General features: G+C 44.9%; 4 protein-coding genes. 3 read left to right on the top strand and 1 reads right to left on the bottom strand.

Annotated elements, in window-relative coordinates; genetic code table 11:
- On the bottom strand, window positions 1-743 hold a 743-nt coding region (locus tag VIP81_RS07555), incomplete at its 3' end, for a hypothetical protein (RefSeq protein WP_331958019.1).
- A 148-nt stretch (window positions 744-891) separates the two neighbouring features.
- Between VIP81_RS07555 and VIP81_RS07550 the strand changes: the two genes are divergently transcribed.
- The 3 genes from VIP81_RS07550 to VIP81_RS07540 all read left to right on the top strand — a co-directional run.
- Window positions 892-1,896, top strand: a complete 1,005-nt coding sequence (locus VIP81_RS07550) for a DUF3667 domain-containing protein (RefSeq protein ID WP_331958017.1) — start codon at window positions 892-894, stop codon at window positions 1,894-1,896.
- A gap of 8 nt (window positions 1,897-1,904) precedes the next feature.
- Entirely contained in the window at window positions 1,905-2,684 is a 780-nt protein-coding gene (locus tag VIP81_RS07545) for an enoyl-CoA hydratase-related protein (protein WP_331958015.1), read from the top strand.
- 147 nt (window positions 2,685-2,831) lie between these two features.
- On the top strand, window positions 2,832-3,055 hold a 224-nt coding region (locus tag VIP81_RS07540; RefSeq protein WP_331958013.1), incomplete at its 3' end, for a hypothetical protein.

Below are 3,055 nucleotides of genomic sequence, written 5' to 3'. Positions count from 1 at the left end.
TCATATACCCAGATCGTATACGACGACGTTTGTGCGTTCACGGTAGTCATCTTTACTATTTTTCCCTGTGCATTATATTCAAAAATGTAGTCGGGCAACATACGCTTCTTCGCTGCCTGATAACGGTATACATCTGTCAGATGACCAGCTTTGTCGTAATTGTAATACGTGCGTTTACCCTGCCGCTGATCCAGTTCCTCGGTAACATGGCCACTACTGTCTGTTTTAAATGCAATAACGGTAGAATCACTGCCGTTTCCCTTCTTCTGTACCATCTGCTGCAAATGTCCCGCCGCATCATAACTGTAACTCCTCGTTTCATCGAAGCGCATTTTACTCTGCAATGCAATGGAAGTACTGCTGATATATTGCAGCAGCCCTTCATTGGTATAACGATACAAAGTAGTGGTAACGCTGGCAGAAGAGCTGTCTACCGTTTTGGTAAGCAGTCCTTTGCTGGAAAAAGAAGAGGTCATGGCGGAATAACCGGTAGAACTGGACTGCGTTTGCGCCCGCATCTGGTGGTAAGTCGGACTTAAATTTCGCTCACACCGGAAGTCGGGATCCGTTTCCATATTGGCATCCAGGGTCTGTACCATCTGGGTCTTCACCTTGTTGTCTTTCAACAGCGCCATGGTAGCTACCGTCTGTTGCGTGTTATATATGTCCTGGAAGTAATATTGACTAAACCCCCTGCCTGCAAGTGCCAGCATTCCTAATGCCAGTAGAATCGTTTTCTTCATGAAGGTAAAAATGGCTGATTTTTAATTGTGACAAAGGTAAAACGCAAAAATCATATTAAAATTTTTTAAAGGGGCCGTTCCGGTAAATAATTCGTATTATCTTCATTATCTTGTACTCGTTTTTGCAACAACAACCCATCTAAATCGCTTGAAAACACAACCTTTACGTCAGGATAAACACTGTCTCAACTGTGGTACGGAAGTACCTGAGCGCTTTTGTACCCACTGCGGACAAGAAAATACCGTGCCTCATGAAACGTTCGGTCACCTTTTTTCACATTTTGTGGCAGACATCTTCCATTACGATTCCCAGTTCCTTATCACACTCAAATTGCTTTTTTTCAGACCAGGCTTCCTTTCCCGGGAGTATATGGCCGGCAGAAGAGTGCGGTATGTCAACCCGATTAAGCTATACGTTTTTGTATCATTCGTTTTCTTCTTCGGCATCTTCGCTATTCATACGGAGCACGAAGAGGAGGAAACGAAAACAACCACGGTAAAACCCATTGCCAGCGCCCATATATTAGGCGATACGGTCAACGTGGTGATGGGAGCTGATGGCCTGAAACAGGCTTTTAAAGACGACCCCTCTGAAAGGGGCAAGAAAATAATAAAAGCTGTCAATCGTTTCAAGAATTATAACTCCGTAAAATCATTCGATTCCGCACAGCTTGCACTGCCGGAAAGCGAGCGTTTGCAAGGCTCTTCCAGGCTCTTCTTCCGGCGCCTGGCGGAAATCCGCCATAAGTACGGGGAAAATTACCAGGCCGCCATCGTGGAAATATTCAAACACAATATTCCAAAACTGATGTTTGTATTGTTGCCACTGTTTGCCCTATTCATGAAATGGATCTACGATAAGAAAAAGTGGCTCTATGCGGATCATGCCATTTTTGCCATTCACCTGCATTCATTTGCGTTTATCGTACTGCTGTTGGGGTATATACTGGATACCATCTTCCACTCAGACGTCTGCATGTCTACCGTGTACTGGATGATCTTTATTTACCTGATCCTGGCCCTGAAAAACAACTATAAACAGAGCTTGCGGAAATCACTGTTTAAAGGAATATTCCTGCTGTCAGCCTATTTTATGGCAGCCGTTTTCGTGTTTTTAGGCTTCCTGGTGCTTATTTTTAGCATATTTCTTTAACTTCAGTTATGCAGCCGGAATATATCATCATACACCAACAAGTGGCGCCTTATGTGGCCCACATTCAATTAAACCGCCCCAAAGAACTGAATGCGCTCAACCTGCAACTCATGGGGGAATTGAGAGATGCCCTCAAAATGCTGGATGCAGATGATGCCGTAAGAGTCATTGTACTCAGTGGCAACGAAAAAGCCTTTGCAGCAGGAGCCGATATTAAACAGATGGCCGATAAAACGACCATAGATATGTATAATATCGACCAGTTCAGTACCTGGGACACTATCAAAAAAACAAAGAAACCCATCATTGCCGCTGTAAGTGGCTTCGCCCTGGGCGGGGGGTGTGAGCTCATGATGCTGTGCGATATGATCGTAGCCAGCGAAACGGCCCGCTTTGGACAACCGGAAATAAAGCTGGGCATTATGCCCGGTGCCGGCGGTACCCAACGCCTCACCCGCGCAGTAGGAAAGGCCCTCGCCATGGAAATGGTACTCACCGGGCGCTTTATTACCGCCCGGGAGGCGTTGCAGGCAGGCTTGATCAACCGTATAGTACCGGTAGAACTCTTTTTGCAGGAAGCTGTGAAGTTAGCCAGCGAAACAGCTGCCATGAGCCCTATTGCGCTTAAAATGGCCAAAGAAGCGGTACTCAAAGCATTTGATACACCCCTGGAAGAAGGATTACATTTTGAACGTAAAAATTTTTATCTTCTCTTTGCATCAGAAGATCAGAAAGAAGGAATGCAGGCATTTATGGAAAAAAGGACACCTGTATTTAAAGGAAAATAGCAGAGAATTTATTGAGAACCATTAAACTTTTTTATTATTTGAGTTGTTAATCTTCCACTGATAAATCGATAATGCTGTAGCTGCGGGAAAGTGGTGCCCGCCAGCTTTTTTGCGAGCCCCGGTACTATCAAAAATAAAAATTTAACCATGACTGCGAAACGGATTCCTGTAACATCACTATTACTATTCACTTTCTTTGCTATTGCCTGTAATGGGCCGACACAGCGGGTTGGGGCGGTTGTGCTGGCAGATCAGATTAATTTACCCCCAACAGATACCATGATCGCCGGTGGCGATACCATTCAAACAGATATGGTGGCCTCCTGGAATAGCTTTCTTAGCTATGACGGGAAATACGCCATGGAAAATGG

It is taken from the genome of Chitinophaga sp. (assembly GCF_036566945.1).
Lineage (GTDB): Bacteria > Bacteroidota > Bacteroidia > Chitinophagales > Chitinophagaceae > Chitinophaga.
Note: the sequence above shows the minus strand (reverse complement) of the source record. Positions and strands in the feature narration are given on the sequence as shown.